Source organism: Listeria costaricensis (assembly GCF_900183385.1).
GTDB classification, from domain to species: Bacteria; Bacillota; Bacilli; order Lactobacillales; family Listeriaceae; genus Listeria; species Listeria costaricensis.
In genome coordinates this window covers 1-19,253 of record NZ_FXUT01000032.1, presented here as the reverse complement: position 1 = coordinate 19,253, position 19,253 = coordinate 1, and the positions used below count along the sequence as shown (strand labels likewise).

The 19,253-nt window shown below is 46.8% G+C and carries 21 protein-coding genes and 1 riboswitch; of the genes, 12 read left to right on the top strand and 9 right to left on the bottom strand.

Going from position 1 to position 19,253, the window contains the following annotated elements; translation table 11 throughout:
* Positions 1-69: 69 nt before the first annotated feature.
* The gene (locus CS921_RS15085; protein ID WP_099225361.1) at positions 70-720 is read right to left on the bottom strand and encodes an alpha/beta hydrolase; all 651 of its coding nucleotides are present in this window, start codon (positions 718-720) and stop codon (positions 70-72) included.
* Positions 721-735: 15 nt separating this feature from the next.
* Positions 736-942: a YdbC family protein gene (locus CS921_RS15080; RefSeq protein WP_099225359.1), complete on the bottom strand. Its 207-nt coding sequence runs from the start codon at positions 940-942 to the stop codon at positions 736-738.
* Positions 943-1,107: 165 nt separating this feature from the next.
* Between CS921_RS15080 and CS921_RS15075 the strand changes: the two genes are divergently transcribed.
* Both CS921_RS15075 and CS921_RS15070 read left to right on the top strand, forming a co-directional pair.
* The gene (locus CS921_RS15075; RefSeq protein WP_099225357.1) at positions 1,108-1,857 is read left to right on the top strand and encodes a threonine/serine exporter family protein; all 750 of its coding nucleotides are present in this window, start codon (positions 1,108-1,110) and stop codon (positions 1,855-1,857) included.
* A 15-nt stretch (positions 1,858-1,872) separates the two neighbouring features.
* A complete protein-coding gene (locus CS921_RS15070) occupies positions 1,873-2,322 on the top strand; it encodes a threonine/serine exporter family protein (RefSeq protein WP_099225355.1) in 450 nt (149 codons plus the stop codon).
* An 80-nt stretch (positions 2,323-2,402) separates the two neighbouring features.
* Here CS921_RS15070 and CS921_RS15065 read toward each other — a convergent pair whose 3' ends face one another.
* The 3 genes from CS921_RS15065 to CS921_RS15055 form a co-directional block, all read right to left on the bottom strand.
* Positions 2,403-4,184, bottom strand: coding sequence for a MucBP domain-containing protein (locus CS921_RS15065; RefSeq protein ID WP_099225353.1), 1,782 nt, complete (start codon positions 4,182-4,184; stop codon positions 2,403-2,405).
* Between the two features lie 198 nt (positions 4,185-4,382).
* Entirely contained in the window at positions 4,383-5,111 is a 729-nt protein-coding gene (locus tag CS921_RS15060; RefSeq protein ID WP_099225351.1) for a GntR family transcriptional regulator, read from the bottom strand.
* Between the two features lie 48 nt (positions 5,112-5,159).
* The gene (locus CS921_RS15055) at positions 5,160-6,554 is read right to left on the bottom strand and encodes a glycoside hydrolase family 1 protein (RefSeq protein ID WP_099225349.1); all 1,395 of its coding nucleotides are present in this window, start codon (positions 6,552-6,554) and stop codon (positions 5,160-5,162) included.
* 120 nt (positions 6,555-6,674) lie between these two features.
* Positions 6,675-6,776: riboswitch (purine riboswitch) on the top strand.
* A 101-nt stretch (positions 6,777-6,877) separates the two neighbouring features.
* On the opposite strand from CS921_RS15055, the gene CS921_RS15050 reads away from it, so the two are divergent.
* A complete protein-coding gene (locus CS921_RS15050) occupies positions 6,878-8,173 on the top strand; it encodes an NCS2 family permease (protein ID WP_099225347.1) in 1,296 nt (431 codons plus the stop codon).
* Positions 8,174-8,215: 42 nt separating this feature from the next.
* Here CS921_RS15050 and hisJ read toward each other — a convergent pair whose 3' ends face one another.
* On the bottom strand, positions 8,216-9,037 hold the full coding sequence (hisJ, locus tag CS921_RS15045) for a histidinol-phosphatase HisJ (protein ID WP_099225345.1): 822 nt from the start codon (positions 9,035-9,037) through the stop codon (positions 8,216-8,218).
* Positions 9,038-9,149: 112 nt separating this feature from the next.
* On the opposite strand from hisJ, the gene hisZ reads away from it, so the two are divergent.
* Genes hisZ through hisE form a run of 9 tightly spaced genes read left to right on the top strand, consistent with a single transcriptional unit; the run spans position 9,150 to position 15,539 of the window.
* Positions 9,150-10,340, top strand: coding sequence for an ATP phosphoribosyltransferase regulatory subunit (gene hisZ / locus CS921_RS15040; protein WP_099225343.1), 1,191 nt, complete (start codon positions 9,150-9,152; stop codon positions 10,338-10,340).
* A complete protein-coding gene (hisG, locus tag CS921_RS15035; protein WP_099225341.1) occupies positions 10,337-10,978 on the top strand; it encodes an ATP phosphoribosyltransferase in 642 nt (213 codons plus the stop codon). The genes hisZ and hisG overlap by 4 nt, the downstream gene beginning before the upstream one ends.
* Positions 10,975-12,261 (top strand): histidinol dehydrogenase, encoded by a 1,287-nt coding sequence (gene hisD / locus CS921_RS15030; protein ID WP_099225339.1) that lies wholly within the window; start codon positions 10,975-10,977, stop codon positions 12,259-12,261. The genes hisG and hisD overlap by 4 nt, the downstream gene beginning before the upstream one ends.
* Positions 12,261-12,845, top strand: a complete 585-nt coding sequence (gene hisB / locus CS921_RS15025) for an imidazoleglycerol-phosphate dehydratase HisB (RefSeq protein ID WP_099225377.1) — start codon at positions 12,261-12,263, stop codon at positions 12,843-12,845. The genes hisD and hisB overlap by 1 nt, the downstream gene beginning before the upstream one ends.
* A complete protein-coding gene (gene hisH, locus CS921_RS15020; protein WP_099225337.1) occupies positions 12,846-13,475 on the top strand; it encodes an imidazole glycerol phosphate synthase subunit HisH in 630 nt (209 codons plus the stop codon). It begins immediately after the preceding gene.
* Positions 13,448-14,170, top strand: coding sequence for a 1-(5-phosphoribosyl)-5-[(5-phosphoribosylamino)methylideneamino]imidazole-4-carboxamide isomerase (gene hisA, locus CS921_RS15015; protein WP_099225335.1), 723 nt, complete (start codon positions 13,448-13,450; stop codon positions 14,168-14,170). The genes hisH and hisA overlap by 28 nt, the downstream gene beginning before the upstream one ends.
* Positions 14,157-14,918: an imidazole glycerol phosphate synthase subunit HisF gene (gene hisF, locus CS921_RS15010; RefSeq protein WP_099225333.1), complete on the top strand. Its 762-nt coding sequence runs from the start codon at positions 14,157-14,159 to the stop codon at positions 14,916-14,918. Before hisA ends, hisF begins: the two co-directional genes overlap by 14 nt.
* Positions 14,915-15,235, top strand: a complete 321-nt coding sequence (gene hisI / locus CS921_RS15005; protein WP_099225331.1) for a phosphoribosyl-AMP cyclohydrolase — start codon at positions 14,915-14,917, stop codon at positions 15,233-15,235. Before hisF ends, hisI begins: the two co-directional genes overlap by 4 nt.
* Positions 15,228-15,539: a phosphoribosyl-ATP diphosphatase gene (hisE, locus tag CS921_RS15000; RefSeq protein ID WP_099225329.1), complete on the top strand. Its 312-nt coding sequence runs from the start codon at positions 15,228-15,230 to the stop codon at positions 15,537-15,539. The genes hisI and hisE overlap by 8 nt, the downstream gene beginning before the upstream one ends.
* A 320-nt stretch (positions 15,540-15,859) precedes the next feature.
* On the opposite strand, the gene CS921_RS14995 is transcribed toward hisE, so the two are convergent.
* Genes CS921_RS14995 through CS921_RS14985 form a run of 3 tightly spaced genes read right to left on the bottom strand, consistent with a single transcriptional unit; the run spans position 15,860 to position 18,987 of the window.
* Entirely contained in the window at positions 15,860-17,092 is a 1,233-nt protein-coding gene (locus CS921_RS14995) for an ABC transporter permease (protein WP_099225327.1), read from the bottom strand.
* Positions 17,085-17,771, bottom strand: coding sequence for an ABC transporter ATP-binding protein (locus tag CS921_RS14990; protein WP_099225325.1), 687 nt, complete (start codon positions 17,769-17,771; stop codon positions 17,085-17,087). Before CS921_RS14990 ends, CS921_RS14995 begins: the two co-directional genes overlap by 8 nt.
* Positions 17,755-18,987: an efflux RND transporter periplasmic adaptor subunit gene (locus CS921_RS14985; RefSeq protein ID WP_099225323.1), complete on the bottom strand. Its 1,233-nt coding sequence runs from the start codon at positions 18,985-18,987 to the stop codon at positions 17,755-17,757. The genes CS921_RS14990 and CS921_RS14985 overlap by 17 nt, the downstream gene beginning before the upstream one ends.
* Positions 18,988-19,253 lie beyond the last annotated feature (266 nt).

The window sequence follows — 19,253 nt, the reverse complement described above, 5'->3', positions numbered from 1 at the left end:
TCGCCTCACACTTCCTGGTGGTCAATTGTTTGACAATGGAAGCAATCACTCTATTTCTGGTTCTCTCTTTCACGATCTCGTAAGTAAGCCTGTATGTTTATCAAACCACAATTCGAGCTCTTCTTCTTCCTGAGCATTCAAATCATGACTTGTAAAATATGTGTGTAATTCAACATAATCGCACATCGTTCGGAATAAACGGGTCGTCTTCTCGGCTTCTTCAATGAGGAAAACATGATCCTCCACACCGTGACCGATAAAAATCCGTTTATCCTTGAGCAGAAGATTCTTTGGCTTCTTCTCATAGCTGTTCAGGTAACGCGTGCTTAAAATAGCCGCCCCTTTGAAAAAACCACCGCGCTCTAGCATCAAATTGACCGACATCACGCCACCCTGATCAAAGCCTGCCAGAAAGACCTGCTTCGGATCGATCGTTTCGTATTCTTTTGTGACCGATTCAATAAAACGGAATAGTTTGGCTGTTTTTCGCTCAATTTCTTTCTCATCCGGTTCGCCTTCTGCTGCCATATGAAAAAAAGCATAGCCTGGCCCATAATCGATATCTCCACGAAGCGCAATAATCACATAACGATCCATCATCACTTCGAGAATGCCGGCGACGGAAGTTTCGTCTCCCGCAAAGCCATGCAGTGCAAATATAGCTGGGAACTGCTCCCCCTCTTTCCGGTCGATCGGTTCATAAATATCGTAAGCATACATGCTGATTTTCACCTCCTACAGAATTTTCTTTAATTCGGCCACCTCTTCTTCAGTCAAAGTAATCCCTTTTCCCATTTTTTCATGTTCGGGGGCCCAATCGCGGAGATCATATTTCGGTGTGCGGCCGTTCCAGCTGACTAGATTCAGCTCTTTTCGCCATCCTTTTACATTTTCTGAAAGTACGCCAATATGTTCCACAATTTCAAATTCGATTCCTGCCATGTTGCCAGTCTCCTTTCTACTTTGTCTATTACCCATAGTAGCAGAAATTCAAGCCTTTTTCGCGTCCAAGCTATTCATTTGATCATTTTCTCATTGGCACTAGCTTTCTTCGATTACTTGCGTTAGGATTAGAACAGAACATTTTTTGGAAAGGGGGAGACACTTTTGACGAAAGAAAAGGACTATCTGCTTGAAACTTGTCTTACAGCCGGAAAAATCATGATGGAAAGCGGCGCTGAAATGTACCGTGTAGAGGATACGATGAACCGGATTGCAGATAATGCTTCCAACAAAAAAGGCATCAGCTTCGTGACACCAACAGGAATTTTTATGTCGATCGAAGGGGAGCAGAATATCCAACTAAAGCAGATTCCTACCCGCACGATCAACCTGGAGAAGGTCTCTCTCGTCAATGACCTTTCTCGAGACTTTGCCGATCGCAAACTAACGCTGGTCGAGCTGCACGACCGTTTAAAATCGCTTGATCAGGAAGTCAAGTTTTTCCCTATGTGGCTGCAAATTTTAGCCGCAGCAGCCGTCAGCGGCACGCTCATGATCATTTTTGGCGGCAGCTGGCAGGATTTTCCCGTCACTTGTGCGATTGGGGCGATCGGATTCATCATTTTTTATTATGCCGAAATCTGGCTAAAAGTGAAATTTTTGGCGGAATTCCTAGCAGCATTTGCGATTGGCACGCTGGCGTTTCTGGTGATCTATGCACACTGGGGATTGAATCTGGATAAAATTATTATCGGCAGCGTGATGCCGCTCGTTCCAGGCGTCCCGATTACGAATGCGGTGCGCGACTTGCTGGCCGGTCATTTGCTCAGCGGCATGGCACGCGGCACGGAGGCACTACTCACCTCCTGCGCAATCGGCATCGGAATCGCCGTTGTTTTTCGGTTATTTATGTAGGGAGGGTATAGACTCGTGGGAACCGTTATCATTCAACTCATTTTCAGCTACCTGGCAACAGTATCTTTCGCGATTCTATCCAACGTGCCCAAACGGTCGCTGAATGCCTGTGGTCTGACAGGAACACTCGGCTGGGTCATTTTTCAGCTCCTACTGCATCTTGGTGCTGGGACTGTGATGTCGACTTTAGCTGGCGCCTTCATGGTGGCCATTGCCAGCCACTTTTTTTCAAAATATAAAAAGATGCCCATTACGATTTTCAATGTATCAGGCATCGTCCCGCTCGTCCCCGGCAGTCTTGCTTATCAGGCAGTCCGGAATTTCGTATTGGGGGATTATAATTCAGCCATTGCCTTTTCCGTTCAGGTTGCAATGGTGGCAGGCGCAATCGCCGGTGGACTAATGCTTTCCGAGGTGTTCAACCATAGCATCCGCCGGTTTCGCGAACACAAAGAACGCTTTTAAAAAAACAGGCAAGGATTTTTGCATGTATCTCCCCTTTGAGTTTCCGGGAATGATGCAAAAAATCCTTGCCTGTTTACATTTTATTTTCTTTTTCGTGTCGTCCACAGTAGCATGCTTGCACCGCTCGCCAAGGCCAATCCTAAAAGTCCTCGTGCATCATTTTCATCACCTGTTTTAGGTAATGTCAGTGTTTCCTGAGCAGGCAACCCCTGACTCGGCATACTCCCAGCGGTCTGTACCATGCTTGAAGTATCCCCATTTGGAGAAACCGTTATGTCGTCGTTCTTCTGGTAAAGATAGATCACATTTTGATTCGTCTGGCTGAACACTCCGTCCGCATTTTCCGGCTGCTTCATCAGCGTATAACCGTCGATTTCTTGAGCAGCCGTCTGATAAGGAGTTCCTACAGCACCAGTCAACATGCTATCCGGTAAAAGTTGGTTCCCATCCTCATCTTGATACTTGACTGTAACCGTCCCAGTCAAAGCGGGTACAGCGTCTTGCTCATAGATATATGTGACCGTCTGCGGATCGGCCGTATAATTCCCCGCTGCATTCTCCGGCTCTTCCTTCAACTTATAACCATCAATTGTTTTAGCAACCGTCGTATAAGGCGTTCCGACCTCTCCCGTCAATGTGTCAGTCGGTGCCAAGGCTTGACCATTTTCATCCAAATATTGAACTGTAACCTGTCCGTTTTGAACAGATGGCGCTACTTTTTGATAGTTATAATTGACCGTGATCGGAGAAGTCGTATACTGCCCTGTTGCATTGTCTGGCGTGCCAATTAGCTCATAACCATCAATTTCTTTGGGCGTCGTTGTGTAATCGGTGCCTACCGTTCCTGTCAAAACCTCACTATCTGCAAGCGGCTCACCATTTTCATCCAAATAATTAACGGTTACTTGACCTTCTGTTGCTTCCTCGATTTGGACAGGGATTTTTACTTTTGCATAGGAATTGGTTGTTGTGGAAAAAGAGCTTTTAATGTAAATCTCCGCTTTCCCAGGTGAAGTCGCGATACCATTTTTGATATGCGGATCCTGTCCATCATCATAGTATTCAAACTCGTGACCGGCAAATAATTCTCTGCCAGATTCCAATCCCAAATCACTCTTGTCAGGGACTAATTTGCTGAAGTCCGTTCCGACACTAACTGTCAAAGTGTCGCCATTATAGACAAGCTGATCTTGCGTTTGATGACCTGCTTCAGCATGCTCCAGTAAGTTATTTCCTTCATTGTAGGAATCCATATACGAGCTTGGAACATCCGAAACAATTTGATTATCCGTCATTACCAAATAAAGATCACTCTGTCCCTCGAATAGTTCATCTGGCAATGTAACAAGTTGATTAAATCTTATATCCAAAGTTTCCAATGTATCCAGCAACTGTGAAATTTCAGGTGGGATTGAATCAATTGTCCCGCCATTGATCTCCAAGACTTTCAATTGGGGCAAATTCAAAACGACCATGGGGAACTCAGTTAGACCATTTTGATTCCAATTTAAAGTCTCTAAGTGCTGCAAACTTCCGATTGAATTTGGAATCGTGGAAATACCCGTTGCAGCCGCATAAACTTCTGTCAGATTGGGCATCAGATCAAACTTATCAGGTAAAGAATAATTGCTGGAAATATATAATTGATGCAGCTGATTTAACTTGTCCTGATTGAAATCCTGCTCTGTTAGGCTGGTTCCATGTTCTCTGTTATAGGAAGAAACAATGTCATCTACAAATGACTGATTCTCATCCATTGTGTCATATAACCATGAATCGGCAGCGTAGGCGGTTTGAGAGACGGGCAGCAAGATTGTTATTAACATGCACAGGATCACAACAAAACTAATTTTTTTCCACATATAATCCCCTCCTACAAAAATTATAATACATTGAGAACCTCCAAAAGCTCTCCATATGAAGTTTAATACCCTTAAATTATGTCGAAAAATCAAACTTAAAGAAATATTATTTCGACTTATTCATGCAAAAAAACGGCAGAAACGGAAAGACTAATCCTCTTTCCATTTCTGCCGTCATTTTCATTCTATTTCTCCAAATTATCTTCGCGCAATATTCACCGTTGTAAAAACAAATTTATCATAACGATGCCGCGATAAGGAGTACTCAAAAGCCACACCATTATTCAGATAAACCGTCTGTTCGACTTCCATCACCGGATCCGTCTCTCCGCAATCCAAATAGTCGCGATCAAGCTTAGAAGGCTTATCAGCACGGATCTGCTTGTAAGAACTAGCAATTTTAAGCCCCAACTCGTCTTGAATGTATTGATAAACAGAACCTTCCAGCACTTGCTGCGTCACACCGGGAATCACATTGACCGGCATATAGGTATGCTCTAACACGTAAGGCTCCTTGCCGACCATTCGGACACGCAGGATATCATAGACAGGCGTTTCTTTTTCGATATTCAGGCGTTCAGCAATCGTTTCATCTGGAAATACGACTTGAAAACTGATCACGCGGCTCTTGACATTTTTGCCATCCACCAGCTTTGTAAAGCCGTTTACTTCCTGATTGTGAATCTGAAGCTTATCGCGATCGAGTGCCGATTTGATGATAAAGGTTCCGTGGCCCCGTTTGCGATACAGCAATCCTTCCAGAACCAGGACCTCCAGCGCCTTTTTCATCGTCATTCGGCTGCAGTCAAACTCTTTAGACAGCGTCATTTCATCTGGAATTGGTTTGTCTAAAGGATATTCGTGATTCATGATTCGGTTGCGGATTTCCTCCGCGATAAAGCTGTATTTTGTCTGGTTTTGCGCCACGGTATTCACCTCTACTAATCAAATTCTTACCCTCATTTTAGCACACTTTTAGGCTTCCTGAAATCCGTTATTTTCAGCAAGCTCTTTGTACCAGCGGCCAGAAGCTTTCACTGTTCGTTTAAAGTTGTCATCTAGGTTGACTTCAACAAGACCATAACGGTTTTTGTAAGCATTCGCCCAGCTCCAGCAGTCCATGAATGTCCACAGGTGGTAGCCTTGGCAATTTGCCCCTTCGTCAATCGCTTTATGCAACCATTTCAAATGACTCTTGATAAAATCAATCCGGTACGTATCATGGATAACGCCGTCTTCTCCGCGATAACGGTCTTCGCCTTCAACACCCATGCCGTTTTCAGAAATAAAGAACGGAATGTTGCCGTAGTTGTCGCGAATGTTAATCGCAATATCATAGATGGCTTGTTCATAGATTTCCCAGCCGCGGTAAGGATTCATTTTCCGGTTCGGCATTTCATAGTTGTCGAAAAGATGTTCCGGCATAAATGGTGCATCTGGATGCGGCAGATATTCTTTCGCTTTGACGCGACGCGGTTGATAGTAATTCACACCCAGCAGGTCGATGATATTATTTTTGATCGTTTCTAGATCACTTGCTTCATATTCAGGCAGAAAGTCCCGTTCGCGCAGAATTTCCACCAAGTCAGCCGGGAACTCACCTTTTGTCACCGGATCAAGGAATGAACGGTTAAAGAACAAGTCTGCAATATGAGCCGCTTTCACATCAGCCGGATTTTGGCTGCGCGGATAAGATGGTGTCAGGTTGAGAATGATCCCGATTTTGCCGTCCAATTTAAGCGCATGGTAAGCCTCAACAGCCTGTGCATGAGCAAGCGTCGTACCGAAAGCAACTTGGGCAGCACGCTTGAAGTCCACCACATTTGGATAGTGCATGTCGTATAGATAGCCAGCTTCAACAGGTACGATCGGTTCGTTAAAAGTAAACCAGTATTTCACACGGTCGCCAAACAGCTTAAAGCATGTTTCAGCAAAAGTCGTATAGGCATCAATTACTTCACGCGATTCAAAACCGCCTTTTTCCTGCATCGACATTGGCATATCAAAATGATACAGGTTCATGAACGGCTCCACGCCTTGTGCAATCATTTCATCAATGACGCGATTATAGAAATCAACTGCTTTCGGATTGACTTCTCCAATGCCATCTGGAATCAGACGCGACCACTGGATCGACGTACGGAACGAATTGTGCCCCGTTTCCTTCATTAGCGCGATATCTTCTTTATATTGATAATAAAAGTTGGATGTATTCGCTGGACCTACGCCATTAAAGAAGCGTCCCGGTTCGATTTCAAACCAGTGATCCCAAATACTCGGCTTGCGACCATCGATATTCGCAGCCCCTTCAGTTTGCGGACCAGATGCCGCACTTCCCCAAAAGAAATTTTCCGGAAATTGATAATTCATTGTTTTCCCTCCAAAAATAGACTTATTGATGACTACATTATACACGAATTACACAAAAGTATAAACTAATTTAACAAAAGTCTGTATATAAAATTTTATCTTGCCTGATTGTTCAATTTCAGCTACAATCAATATATTGGTCGTATATGTCTAGAAATAGGGTCTGGACGTTTCTACCTGGCAACCGTAAATTGCCTGGCTACGAGCGCAGCGAATAAATAGGGAGATTGTCTTTTCAGGAGAAAGGACTCTGTTTGGCGCTTCCTTTTTTACGTAAGCTCACCTAATTGTGCGACTACACAATCTATAGGAGGCTTTTTTTCATGGACAAATTTTTCAAACTCAGCGAGAATCACACAACTGTTAAAACAGAAATTCTGGCCGGCCTGACAACCTTCTTGTCAATGGCTTACGTGTTGTTTGTCAATCCGACAATGCTTCACACGACTGGCATGGATCTGGAATCTGTTTTCGTCGCTACAGTATTAGCGGCAGTAGTTGGCTCCCTGCTTATGGGACTGATTGCCAACTATCCGATCGGACTGGCTCCCGGGATGGGGCTCAATGCCTTCTTTGCGTACACAGTATGCGCCCAGTGGGGAATTCCTTGGCAGACTGCACTTGCCGGTGTATTAGTTTCAGGACTTGTTTTTATTTGTTTAACACTTTCCGGCATTCGTGAAAAAGTCATCAACGCCATTCCAGCCGAACTGAAATATGCAGTGGGCGCCGGCATCGGCTTCTTCATTGCCTTTCTTGGTCTTAAAAATGCTGGCATTATTGTAGCCAATGAATCGACCATCGTCGCACTAGGGGATATCCATTCGGGTCCCGTTCTACTGGCGGTTTTCGGTATCGTGGTTACCGTTATCTATATGACACTTAATTTAAAAGGCGCGATTTTCCTTGGTATGGCCACCACAGCAATCGGCGGCATGATTTTCGGACTGATCGATGTGCCGACACAAATCGTTTCTGCGGTTCCAAGTGTTGCACCGACATTCGGTCAGGCGGTCATTCATTTGCCAGACATTTTCACTCCGCAGATGCTGATCGTCATCCTGACATTCTTCTTTATCGATTTCTTCGATACAGCCGGCACACTTGTTGCAGTGGCCAATCAGGCTGGTTTTGTGAAAGATAATAAAGTTCCTCGTGCAGGACGCTCGCTATTTGCAGACTCTTGCGCAACCGTTGTTGGGGCGATTTTTGGTACCTCGACAACGACTTCTTACGTGGAATCAACTGCCGGCGTTGCAGTAGGCGGACGGACTGGCTTGACTGCGGTTGTTGTTGCCATCTGCTTTGGCCTGTCGCTCTTTTTCTCGCCACTTCTAGGCGTGATTACAAGTGCCGTTACAACGCCAGCGCTTGTGATTGTGGGCATTCTAATGATTGGCAACGTCGCACACATCGACTGGTCGAAATTTGAAGTGGCGGTACCAGCATTCTTCGTTATTTTGATGATGGTACTGACATTCTCGATTGCAACAGGGATTGCGATCGGCTTCATTTTCTACCCGCTGACGATGTGCTTGAAAGGTCGCTATAAAGAAGTCCACCCGATTATGTACGGGATGATGGTCTTGTTTATTCTGTACTTTATGTTTGTGGTCTAGCAAAAAACGTTGAAACCGTCTCGCATGGTTTCAACGTTTTTTTTATTGTTTTGCCGCCTCATATTCCGCATAGCCACGCCCAACATCCGCCAAGCCATGACTGTCAGAACCATAAATCAGCGGGATCGCCAATTTTTTCGCCTGCTGAATAATTTCCGTCGTTGGATACGTCTCATTGCAATAGGGTTTAAAAAGGCCCGCGGTATTCAAATCAAGCTGATATCCCCTGCGTGCCACCTGCTCAAGAAAAGGCAGATAGACCTCTTGCGGCAAAGTCAAATCCTCCCTGAAATAGTCCTTAAATTTCCGGCAAAGTGTGATATGACCGATCCGTTTTGGCTTATACGGCCCCAGATCTGCATCCAGCGACTTCATCAATTCCTGATAATAGGCCACCTGCGCCCCGCCAAAGCTGCCGTAATATTGCACCAGCCCTTCGTCGTAATCCTCCGCCGAAAAATCAATCGACCGAGTGCCACCCGTTCCTTCCATAAAATGCACACTCAAAACGCCGTCATCCAGCCGCGGCCCGTACTCATTTAAAAAGTCCTGCGTGTAATCCTCAAAATCCGCCAAATAGTCCACTTCAAAGCCCAGTTTAATTTCAATGTCGCTTTTATAAGTTTCCTTTAGCCGCTCGACCATTTTAAAATAGTATGGCAAGTCCGACATCGCCATGGCCGCCGTATCGACCGCCTCCATATCCCCAGCCGTCGTCCGTTTGAAAGCCGGCGTGATCGGCATGTGCTCCGTGATCGAATATGTATCGAACCCCAGTTCAATCGCCCGTCTGACAAATTGTTCTGCTTCTTCATGCGTTCCATGCGGGCAAAATTCCGTATGGGTATGTCCGTCCCAGTTCATATTAATCGCCTCCGTTTTTTGTCTATTATAACATATTCAGTTTTTTTCATTTACAAAAACACTTTAACATGCTAATATGCTAATAAGTTAAAATATCGAAAGGAGTTTCCGCATGAATTGGAATCGAAGCTTGCCTACAGGAACAAAAGATAAATTATTTCGCGAGGCTAAAAATGCCTTTCATTTAGAACAGGCCGTTGCAGACTTCTTTGAAAAACGTGGCTATCTGCGCATTGAGACGCCGATGATCGAGTTTGAAGATGTCTTTGCTGCACTCAATCAAGCAGAAGCCAAACATTACCGCTTTTTTGATGAAAAAGGACGACTGCTCGTTCTCCGTCCCGACCTAACCTTGCCAATCAGCCGTGTAGTCAGCACAACCGGCGTGACCTTACCGCTCAAACTTTCCTACAGCGGAAAAATCTTTCGAGCGAACGAAAGCCACGGCGGCGATAAAAACGAAGAGACCCAGGCCGGCATCGAACTGATCGGCTATGATTCACAAAAAGCAGAACTGGAATGCATTTTGGCCGGCATGCAGCTGATCCAAGAACTCGCCATTCCGCACTTTCAATTGGAGCTGGGGCACGCGGCCATTTACCAAGCCATCATCCGCGAATTACGGCTCTCTGAAAACGCCGAACGGGAATTCCGCCAGCATTTACAAAATAAAAACCTATCCGGACTGAAAAATTTTGCCGAAAACTTCCCAAGTGAGCTGGCAGCCTTTATTACCCAACTGCCGCGTTTATTCGGACCAGTAGAAGAAACTCTTGCTTCAGCCAAACAATTGACGCAAAACCCGCAGATTCTGTTCGCCCTTGAGGAAATCGAAACAACCGCACGCCTTGTCCAGCAAATCGAACCGGCTGCCAATCTGACTGTCGATATTGGCCTCGTTCAGGAGCTCGACTACTATAGCGGTCTGATTTTCCGCGGATTTGCTGATTATGCAGCTGATTACTTTCTAAGCGGCGGTCGCTATGACCAATTTCCGCAATATGCAAGTAGTGAACGAATTCCGGCAGTCGGTCTCGCCTTGCACCTTGACACCATTTTGACGCTGCTTGAGAAAACACGACCAAAATCGCCACCCCAAGCGCCTAAAATCCTGATTCACTATGAACTATCCGAGTTAAAAGAAGCTCTGCGCTATGCAGCCAATAAACCGAACAGCTCGCTCAGCTTCTTTGATTCCCCGCGAGAGTCGATCGCTTTTGCCAGAAAATGGGACTTCGACCAAGTGATCGCTTTTACACCTGAAAACGTCAGCTATCTTTATGAAAAGGAGTTGGAAGCATGAAACCCTTACGAATCGCACTGACAAAAGGACGTCTGGAAAAACAAGCCGTCGAGCTGCTCACTCAAGCCGGCATCGACTGCTCCATGCTCGCCGACAAAAAAAGAAAGCTGATTTTCCAAAGTGAGCAGCAGCCCGTTTCCTTCTTTCTTGTCAAAGCAGTCGACGTTTTGACTTATGTCAAGCACGGTGCCGCCGATATTGGCATCGTTGGCCGCGACATTCTGCTCGAATCCAGCAGCAGCTATTATGAAATGCTCGACCTTGAGATTGGCAAATGCAGCTTCTGCCTCGCGTCCACACCCGATTTTGATCCCACAGACTACCGCCGCAAAACGATTGCCACCAAGTATCCAAATATCACCGCACAATATTTTCGCGAAAAGGGGCAAGACGTGGAGATCATTAAAATTGAAGGCTCCGTTGAAATTGCCCCGCTACTTGGCTTGGCAGATGCGATCGTGGATATTGTCGAAACTGGCGCCACTCTGCATGATAACGGGCTCGTCATTTACGAGGAAATGTACCCGATCTCAGCCCGCCTGATCGTGGGAAAAGCTGCTCTTAAACAGAAAAAAGTACAAATTTTCAACCTGATCGACGAATTAGAACAAGTCATAAAGGAAGGTGTCCGCAAATGAAATGGCTCAGTGGCAATCAAACCACCATCATCAACCAATTACATACGACTTATAGTGCGAAACAGAGTGAGGAAACCCTGACCTCCGTCAAAAAAATCATCGAAGCCGTCCGCACAGAAGGAGACCTGGCCGCACGTCGCTTTAGTGAACAATTCGATGGCTTTGCTCCCGAAAACTTCCGCGTCCCACAAGAAAAATTGACCGAAGCCAAAAACCTGATCGAACCGGATCTGCTGGAAGCACTCGAAAAAGCAAAAGCCAATATTCAGTCCTTCCATGAGAAGCAAAAGCGAACAGCCTTTATGGACAGCGAAAAAGCCGGTGTGATTCGTGGTCAATTGGTGCTTCCGCTTGAAACAGTCGGCGTTTATGTCCCCGGTGGAACAGCCGCCTACCCGTCTTCCGTCTTGATGAACGTCCTGCCAGCCAAAATTGCCGGCGTCAAACGGATCATCATGGTGACGCCTCCTGACAGAAACGGCCTGAGCTCTAGCCTCTTAGCAGCCGCATCCCTAAGCGGCGTGGACGAAGTGTACCAGATCGGTGGAGCGCAAGCCATTGCCGCCCTTGCTTACGGTACCGAAACGATTCCACAAGTTGACAAGATTGTCGGACCGGGAAATATTTTCGTGGCCACCGCCAAAAAAGAAGTCTTTGGTCAGGTAGCGATCGACATGATTGCCGGTCCCTCGGAAATCGCCGTCCTTGCCGATCGTGATGCTAGTCCAGCCTTCATTGCCGCCGACCTGCTATCCCAAGCCGAGCACGACACGATGGCCCGCACCTATCTGGTCACCGATTCCGTCGAACTGGCCCGCCAAGTCGAGCAGGAAATCGATCGACAGCTGCCCGCCCTGCCACGTCAGGAAATCGCGGCCAAAAGCCTTGCCGATTTTGGTCACCTCATTGTGACAGACTCGCAGGAAGCCATTTTTGAAGTAGCCAATGCCATTGCACCGGAACATTTAGAAATCCAAATGACCGACCCGATGAGCCACCTCGCCAAGATTCGCCACGCCGGTTCGATTTTTCTCGGCCCGTACGCATCCGAACCGCTCGGCGACTACATGGCCGGTCCCAATCACGTTTTGCCGACTAGTGGAACCGCACGTTTCTTTTCTCCGCTAGGTGTCGATGATTTTGTCAAACGCAGCTCTTTTCTTTCCTATACCAAGGAAGCACTTGCTGCGGAAAAAGATTTTATCACCCGAATCGCCGAAGCTGAAGGGCTGCACGCACATGCCGAAGCCATTCGCATTCGTTTCAAGGAGGAGGAAAAATGATGAGACAAGCAGAACTAACGCGAAATACCGCAGAGACCCATATTGCACTCGCCTTATCACTGGACGAGCAAAAAGAACCACAAATCGAGACAGGTGTCGGATTTCTCGATCACATGCTGACACTTTTCGCCAAACACAGCCGCATCTATTTAAACGTTCAGGCAAAAGGTGACACCTATGTTGACAGCCATCACACAACCGAAGATATCGGCATCGTGCTCGGCCTTTGCTTGAAAGAAGCACTCGGCGATAAAGCCGGCATTGAGCGTTACGGTTCCGCCTATGTGCCAATGGACGAGTCACTCGGCTTTGCAGCGCTTGATCTTAGCGGTCGTGCCTATCTGGTATTCGATGCCGATTTCACAAGCCCCAAGCTGGGCGACTTTGATACCGAACTTGTCGAAGAATTTTTCCAAGCCGTCGCTTTCAATGCCCAAATGAACCTTCATCTCAAAGTCCTTTACGGTAAAAATACGCACCACAAAATCGAAGCACTTTTTAAAGCATTTGGTCGGGCACTGCGGCAAGCCATCTCCATCAACCCGGAAATCCAAGGCATCAACTCAACGAAAGGAGTGCTGTGAATGATCGCCATAATTGACTATGACACCGGCAATACCCGCAGCATTCAAAAAGCACTCACCTACATCGGACTTCCCAGCCAAATCACCGCCGATCCACTCAAAATTCAAGCAGCAGACGGCCTGATTCTCCCCGGCGTCGGCGCATTCAAACAGGCCATGCAGGAACTAAAGAATCGCGCACTCGTCGACCTTTTAAAGCAAGAAGCCGCCTCCGGAAAACCGATTCTCGGCGTCTGCCTCGGCATGCAGCTCCTGCTTAATCAAAGTGAAGAGCACGGCCTGACAAGCGGACTCGGTCTGATTCCCGGAAACGTCAAAAGAATCCCGCCACTACACGGGCAAAAAATCCCACATATGGGGTGGAATCAGCTGCACATTCACCAAGAAACACCACTCACATCCGGATTGGAAGGAAAAGACGTCTACTTTGTTCATTCCTACTTTGCCGATACAGCAGCAGAATATACAGTAGCAAGCACCACTTATGGCATCCAAATTCCTGCCATTATTCGCCGCGGCAATGTTTACGGTGCCCAGTTCCACCCTGAAAAAAGCGGCACAATCGGCCTGCAAATTCTAGCCGGCTTCAAGGAGGTCATCACATGCAAATCTACCCAGCAATCGATTTAAAAAACGGGCGCTGCGTCCGACTCTACCAAGGCGATTTTGCCCAGCAGACCGTCGTAAATGAAGACCCCGTCGCACAAGCACGTGCCTTCAAGCAAGAAGGTGCCACCTTTTTGCATATCGTAGACCTGGACGGTGCCGTATCTGGAACCCCCGTCAATCTGCCACTGATCGAGCAGATGATCGAAGCAACCGGCCTTCCCGTCCAAGTCGGCGGCGGCATTCGTTCACATGCACAAATTGACGCCTATCTGTCAGCCGGTACCCGCCGCGTGATTATCGGCTCCAAAGCCGTCGCAGATCCCGCTTTCGTGCAGGAAGCCGTGCGCCGCTATCCGCAACAGATCGCAGTTGGCATCGACGCAAAAAACGGCCGCGTCGCCACACACGGCTGGCTGGAAGTAAGCGAAATCTCCTATCTTGATTTTGCCGAACAAATGGAACAGCTCGGCACTCGAACCATCATTTTCACCGACATTAGCCGTGATGGCACACTCGCCGGCCCGAATCTCGAAGCCCTCGCCGCACTCAAAAAACGCGTCCAAGCAGAAATTATCGCATCCGGCGGCGTCAGTAACCAAGACGACCTTGTGAAAATTAGTCGACTCGGCATTGAAGGAACGATCGCCGGCAAAGCCTTGTATAGCGGAAATCTCACGATGTCACAAGCACTGGAGGTACAAAATGGGCCTTACTAAGCGGATCATTCCTTGCCTTGATGTCACTGCCGGCCGTGTCGTCAAAGGCATCAATTTTCTTTCATTACAAGATGTCGGCGACCCGGTTGCCATCGCCAAGGCTTACAATACAGCCGGTGCTGATGAACTCGTCTTTCTCGATATCACCGCCACACACGAAAAGCGCAAAACCATGATTGATGTCGTCGAGCGGACAGCCGCCGAAGTCTTCATTCCCTTAACCGTCGGCGGTGGCATCACAACAACCGAAGAAATGAAAGCCATGCTGCAAGCCGGTGCAGATAAAATTTCACTCAATTCAGCCGCCATCAAGAACCCCGATCTCATCCGCCAAGGAGCAGAAAAATTCGGCGAACAATGCATCGTTGTCGCCATTGATGCCAAGCGCCACGGCGAAAGCTGGCACGTCTACAGTCGAGGCGGTCGTGATGACACAGGACTTGATGCCATCCAGTGGGCCAAACAAGTCGTCTCACTCGGTGCCGGAGAAATCCTTCTGACAAGCATGGATGGCGACGGAACCAAAGACGGTTACGATATCCCGCTCACAAAAGCCATCAGTGAAGCCGTCAGCGTCCCCGTCATCGCATCTGGCGGCTGCGGCAATGCCCACCACATGGTCGACGTTTTCCAAAAAACCAGTGTCGAAGCCGCTCTGGCCGCCAGTATTTTCCACTACGGTGAACTGAGCATCACAGAAGTCAAGCAGGCCTTGACGGTAGCTGGATTGGAGGTGCGCACGCCATGATCGATTTTACCAAAGGACTCGTCCCCGCCATCATCATTGACGACCGGAACGATCAAGTCCTCATGCTCGCCTATATGAATGAAGAAAGCTACCAAAAAACGCTCGACACAAATGAGACCTGGTTCTATTCCCGAAGTCGCAAGGACCTCTGGCACAAAGGTGCGACAAGTGGTCACATTCAAAAAGTCAAACAAATTTTGACAGACTGCGATCAAGACACACTCCTCATTCGCGTTGATCAGATTGGAGCCGCCTGTCACACCGGCAGTCGCAGCTGTTTTTTTAATTTAATAAAGGAAGTGGATCAGCATGCTTGAAAATTTATATCAAGAAATCAAACAACGAAAAGACACCCCGAAAGAAGGCTCCTATACCAACTATCTATTTGATAAAGGACTCGACAAGATGCTCAAAAAAATTGGCGAAGAAGCCACCGAAGTCGTGATTGCAGCTAAAAATGACCCTGACGAATTAATCGCTGAAACTGCCGACCTCACCTATCACCTGCTCGTCCTGCTGGTTGAAAAAGGCATTACATTGGAAGAAATCACACGCGAACTCCAAAAACGCGAAGGACAATTGAGTAGAACTGTCGATCGTAAAGAAATAACTGATTTTTAGCATATAGTGTGACAAAAATGTCACTTTGAAAACCGAAAATGTAAGCAAGACAACAGGAAAAAATGGAGTACTTCTTCTATAATAAAGTTAATCGGAGAAAGTTACTTTACCCAAAGAGCTAACTTGTGTAAATTCTGCAGACAAACGGACACTCACCGTCCAAAATAAACTCGTTAAGTTTCCCAATAATCCCTTAATTTGTCTCAGAATGCACAACTCCTGAAACTCTCTTTCACAACGCGTCCCCCCGCGTTGTGTTTTTTTGGGTCCACGCAACACAAAAAAGCTTAGCAGCACATTCGCCGCTAAGCTTCCTCTATTTATTCATAACGCAAGGCTTCAATTGGATTCAGTTTTGATGCTTTGATCGCCGGAACAAGTCCAAAAACAACCCCAATCAAAAGTGAAAACGCCAGTCCGCCCAGAATCGCCGGGATCGAAATAATAAACGGATAGGCCATCATATTCGTCAGACCCGCTGCAATCCCCAGTCCAGCGCCAATCCCAATACAACCCCCTAGAAGCGTCAACACCATCGCCTCTGTTAAAAACTGCATTAAAATCGTGCCGCGTCTGGCACCGAGCGCCTTTTTGATTCCGATCTCACGTGTCCGCTCTGTGACCGATACCAGCATAATATTCATCACGCCGATCCCGCCCACTAGCAGTGAAATACTCGCAATCCCGCCCAAAAGGAAAAACTGCGCCTGATTGAATTCCTCAATTTGACCATCCATATCGCCCATATTATAAACCCCATACATATAATCCGATTCGGGTAGCGATGCATTCAAAATTGCACTCGCCTCTTCCGCCACACGCTGCAAATCATCCGTCTTCTCACTTTGAACCGAAATGGTCGGCTGCGGATTGACATTCCCTTGAATCTGCGGCCAATTCCCCGAAGGAACAAAGGCCATGGCATAATCCTCACCGCCATAAGTATTCGTAAACGCTTTGGAAAGTTTGACTACACCGACCACCTGAAAAGGCGTCCCATTGAATTCCACCATTTTCATCAAACCATCCCCCTCTGGAAACAGCGACTGGTAGGCAAAATCATTCAAAACGACTCGCTGACTGCTGTTTTGATAATCCTGCGGCGACAAATTCCGTCCTTCTATCACCTTGGTTGGATAAATATCAAAATAGCCCGGCGTAACCGCTCGAATATCCATATCAACACCCTGATTGTGCCGGTACATCCTTCCCCAAGCATTATAGGAAACCAGCACATTTTTCATGCCGTCAATGCCCTTAAGTTCATCAATTTGTGCATCACTGATTTCTTCCATATAGGCCGGCATCTTTTCATTCCCCGTCACACCAGACCCATCCGGCGAATTCAGTTCCGCTTTTGTCGCAAAACTTAGCTCTAGCGTATTATTGGAGCCGCCGACAATTTCTTTTTTCAATGCTTCACTGCTGCCCTCAATCAGACTGACAATCGCAATGATCGCAGCTAACCCGATGATCACACCAAGCATCGTCAAAATTGACCGCAGTTTATGCGCCCAGATCGATTGCAGCGATAGTTTGATATTTTCAAGCACGAGCGACCCCTCCCTCATCTGAAGTGATCCTGCCATCGCGAATAAATATCTTCCGCCGCGTACAATCTGCAATCTCCGTTTCATGCGTAATCACAATGATCGTAACGCCATCTTGATTCAGCTTCGTAAAAAGTTCCATGACCTGCGCACCCGTCTTGGTATCCAACGCGCCAGTCGGTTCATCCGCCAAAATAAAGTCCGGCTTCGTCACGAGCGCCCGCGCAATAGCCACACGCTGCTTCTGACCACCCGATAAAGCGGCCGGCTTAAACGTCATCCGATCCCCAAGCCCCACCTTGTCGAGCGCCTCTTCGGCCAGTCTTTTCCGCTCTTTCTTAGGAACCTTCGCATAAATAAGCGGCAGCTCAACATTCTGACGAGCAGTAAGACGCGGCATCAGATGAAACGTCTGGAAAACAAAACCGATCGAGTGGTTTCTAAGCTGAGCCAGCTCCTTCTCCTTCATTTGTTTGACTTCTTTCCCATAAAGAAAATAGTCCCCCGCTGTCGGCTTATCCAAACAGCCAATAATATTCATCAATGTCGACTTGCCCGAGCCAGATGGCCCCATAATCGAGACATACTCGCCATTTTCAATATGCAGATTGATATCCTTTAAAATAGGAATCGTCTCTTTGCCCTGATAGTAAGATTTAGAAAGATTATTCAGTCGAAGCATCCGTTTGGACCTCCATTCCCGCCTTCACCGAGTTATCCGGATACAGAATGTAATCATCCATTTTAACGCCCGATTTGACCTCTGTCGTCATCGTCTCTTGATTTGGCTCGCCCGTCTCAACCGCCGTCTTTTTCGCCTTGCCATCCTTCACCAGCCAGACATAGCTCTTGCCGTCTTTTTCAAAAATAAAATCTGATGGCAGTGCGATCGTATCGGCATTTGCGGCCGCATCACCCATCACCTCTGTAGAAATAAAGACGTGGCGACCAATATTCATTCCCTCACCAGCCGAAACTTCAATGGTAAATGGATATTTTGTCAGAACAGGGTTTTCCTCCGAAGAAGAACTCGACTCCTCACTTGAAGAACCATCACTCTCCGGCAAATCCCCAATAGCCGTGATTTTTCCAGGCCACGTGACCGACTCATCATTGCGATCGATAATCGTCACTTGCTGATCTTTTGAAAGCTCATCCCGCCGAAATTCATCGACTGCGCCCTTCACATAATAAGCCGAATCGTCGACCACTTCAATAAAAGTCGATGCATTGCTATTACTACTATCAGCAGAAACAGCCCCATTCATCTGCCCATCATCCACCTTACGCACAACACCAGAGGCATCCGCATAAACAATACTATTGCTGAATTTAGTCTGTACGGTCGACAAGGCAGCCTGTGCTTTTTCAACGCTCAGCTGATTTTGCTTCACTTCAAGTTGCGCCTGGTTCCGCTCCTCCGTCAAGGTCGCCTTTTCCTCATCGTCCGCCTCTTTCAACTGCTTATTCAAACGATCGACTTTCGCCTGACTTTCTGAGGCCGCGGCTTGCTGCATCTCCAGTTCCAGCTGGGCTTCTCTGATTTCTAAATCTCCATCCGGATTGGAATAATGAAACAGCTTTTGCCCCTTTTCAACAGAATCGCCCACTTTGACATACACTTCGTCGACTTTTCCTTTATCTGTATTAATCGTATACTTATTAACCGCTTTCGGTTCAATCACACCTGTCAAATAATTGGCGGTTGATCCCTGACTACTACTCACAACATCTTTGACAGCCATAGCGTAGACTTCTGTATCTCCCTGAACAGCCCCATCACTGCTTCCCCCACGAAAAAATGTCCACAACGCTAGCCCAATTGCAATAACAACTAACCCGACTATGATCGCAATAATGATGTCCTTCTTTTTATTTCTATGCTGCATTTCTTCCATGCTTTCATCTCCTTTTTTAACTTTATAAATCAAGCGTACTGGATTCAAAATAGAAAGTCAATATAATATTACAAAGAAATCTCTTTCATTACTTAAAAATTACAATTTTACATATACAAATCAGCCACGTAGACAAAAGCCCTATTTTCAACGACTTTCATAGACTTCAAATATTACAAAAATAGTAAATTTCTATAAAAAATTACGATTAACAAATTTTCCGTCGCCATTTCCAAAGCTAAATAGCTCTATTTTTTCTGTTTTCT

Excerpts from the sequence above, each read along its gene's own strand:
- CS921_RS15085 (WP_099225361.1), bottom strand. The coding sequence starts at position 720 with ATGTATGCTTACGATATTTATGAACCGATCGACCGGAAAGAGGGGGAG.
- CS921_RS15080 (WP_099225359.1), bottom strand. The coding sequence starts at position 942 with ATGGCAGGAATCGAATTTGAAATTGTGGAACATATTGGCGTACTTTCA.
- CS921_RS15065 (WP_099225353.1), bottom strand. The coding sequence starts at position 4,184 with ATGTGGAAAAAAATTAGTTTTGTTGTGATCCTGTGCATGTTAATAACA.
- CS921_RS15055 (WP_099225349.1), bottom strand. The coding sequence starts at position 6,554 with ATGAATTATCAATTTCCGGAAAATTTCTTTTGGGGAAGTGCGGCATCT.
- CS921_RS15050 (WP_099225347.1), top strand. The coding sequence starts at position 6,878 with ATGGACAAATTTTTCAAACTCAGCGAGAATCACACAACTGTTAAAACA.
- hisJ (WP_099225345.1), bottom strand. The coding sequence starts at position 9,037 with ATGAACTGGGACGGACATACCCATACGGAATTTTGCCCGCATGGAACG.
- hisZ (WP_099225343.1), top strand. The coding sequence starts at position 9,150 with ATGAATTGGAATCGAAGCTTGCCTACAGGAACAAAAGATAAATTATTT.
- hisG (WP_099225341.1), top strand. The coding sequence starts at position 10,337 with ATGAAACCCTTACGAATCGCACTGACAAAAGGACGTCTGGAAAAACAA.
- hisD (WP_099225339.1), top strand. The coding sequence starts at position 10,975 with ATGAAATGGCTCAGTGGCAATCAAACCACCATCATCAACCAATTACAT.
- hisB (WP_099225377.1), top strand. The coding sequence starts at position 12,261 with ATGAGACAAGCAGAACTAACGCGAAATACCGCAGAGACCCATATTGCA.
- hisH (WP_099225337.1), top strand. The coding sequence starts at position 12,846 with ATGATCGCCATAATTGACTATGACACCGGCAATACCCGCAGCATTCAA.
- hisA (WP_099225335.1), top strand. The coding sequence starts at position 13,448 with ATGCAAATCTACCCAGCAATCGATTTAAAAAACGGGCGCTGCGTCCGA.
- hisF (WP_099225333.1), top strand. The coding sequence starts at position 14,157 with ATGGGCCTTACTAAGCGGATCATTCCTTGCCTTGATGTCACTGCCGGC.
- hisI (WP_099225331.1), top strand. The coding sequence starts at position 14,915 with ATGATCGATTTTACCAAAGGACTCGTCCCCGCCATCATCATTGACGAC.
- hisE (WP_099225329.1), top strand. The coding sequence starts at position 15,228 with ATGCTTGAAAATTTATATCAAGAAATCAAACAACGAAAAGACACCCCG.
- CS921_RS14990 (WP_099225325.1), bottom strand. The coding sequence starts at position 17,771 with ATGCTTCGACTGAATAATCTTTCTAAATCTTACTATCAGGGCAAAGAG.
- CS921_RS14985 (WP_099225323.1), bottom strand. The coding sequence starts at position 18,987 with ATGGAAGAAATGCAGCATAGAAATAAAAAGAAGGACATCATTATTGCG.